This window comes from Dietzia sp. DQ12-76, from assembly GCF_014145045.1.
Classification (GTDB): domain Bacteria; phylum Actinomycetota; class Actinomycetes; order Mycobacteriales; family Mycobacteriaceae; genus Dietzia.
The window spans coordinates 1-1,231 of the sequence record NZ_JAALDV010000300.1 but is presented as its reverse complement, the minus strand read 5'-3'; the positions used below and the strand labels follow the sequence as shown (position 1 = coordinate 1,231).

Annotated in this window: 1 protein-coding gene; it reads right to left on the bottom strand. The window is 71.2% G+C overall.

The genetic code is table 11. The features are described 5' to 3' along the window. Nucleotides 1–56: 56 nt before the first annotated feature. Nucleotides 57–1,109 (bottom strand): polyprenyl synthetase family protein, encoded by a 1,053-nt coding sequence (locus tag G6019_RS10690; protein ID WP_370446309.1) that lies wholly within the window; start codon nt 1,107–1,109, stop codon nt 57–59. Nucleotides 1,110–1,231: the final 122 nt, after the last annotated feature.

Genomic DNA, 1,231 nt, shown 5'->3' with positions numbered 1-1,231 from the left:
CGCGAGCGGATGCCGGAGGTCGCCTGCTGGAAGGCGGAGGCCCGCAGCTGAGCAGGTCAGCTCACGCGGTCGACCGTGAACCGGACCAGCCGCCGCAACGCCTCGTTCGCGGGTCCGGCGGGCAGGGCGTCCAGCTCGGACATGGCGTCGGCCACGTACCGCTCGAGCGTGGCCCGCGCGCGACGCATCCCCTCCGAGGCCCGGAGCAGGTCCAGGGCCTCGTGGACCTCCGAGTCGTCGGTCAGGGGCTGCGCCAGCAGTTCGCGCAGGCGGTCACCGTCTGTGGAGCCGGGCTCGAGCGCATAGATCATCGGCAGCGTGTGCACGCCCTCGCGCAGATCGGTGCCGGGGGTCTTGCCTGAGTCGGACGACGGCGAGGCGATGTCGATGATGTCGTCGGCGATCTGGAACGCGATCCCCACCGCGTCTCCCAACCGCCGCAGGCTCTGGATCTGCTCGTCGGACGCACCGGAGTACTCGCCGCCGAACTGCGCGGCGGCCGCGATCAGCGATCCGGTCTTCTCCCAGATCACCCGGAGGTAGTGCTCGGCGGCGTCCGCCGTCTCACCGCCGCCCGGCCCGACCGTCTCCCGCATCTGACCGGTGACCAACTCCGCGAACGTCTGGGCGATGAGTTGGACCGCGGCCGGGCCGAGGTCCGCCAGGAGCATGGAGGAGTGGGCGAAGAGGAAGTCACCGGCGAGGATCGCGGTAGAGTTGTCCCAGCGACTGTTGGCGGACTCGACGCCGCGGCGCACCGAGGCCTCGTCCATCACGTCGTCGTGGTAGAGCGTGGCCAGGTGGATCATCTCGCACACCACGGCCGCTTTGACCAGGCGCTCGCGGTCCGGTTCCGGGCCGAGCTCTCCGGTGAGCAGGGTCACGACGGGCCGGAAGCGCTTGCCGCCCGCGGTGACCAGGTGCAGGGCGACCTCGGTGAGGAAGTCCTCCCCGGACTCGAGGCGGCTCACGAGAAGCTGCTCGACCTCCACGAGCCGAGCCCTCAGCAGAGCTGCGAGATCCGCGTCGCCGACGTCCACGCCCGCCACCATGTGGTCGGGCGGCGTCTCAGCGGTGCCGGTCGTCACAGAATCGCTCGACATCCTCATTCGTCCTCGTCGCCTGGTGTGGACCGGCGGCGACCGATCCTGACGACAGACTACGGTCCCCGCCCGTGGGCTGCGGCACCCCACCCCGGCCGAGGTCGGCGCCGACCGCTCCGGCGGCGACC

Excerpts from the sequence above, each read along its gene's own strand:
- G6019_RS10690 (WP_370446309.1), bottom strand. The coding sequence starts at position 1,109 with ATGAGGATGTCGAGCGATTCTGTGACGACCGGCACCGCTGAGACGCCG.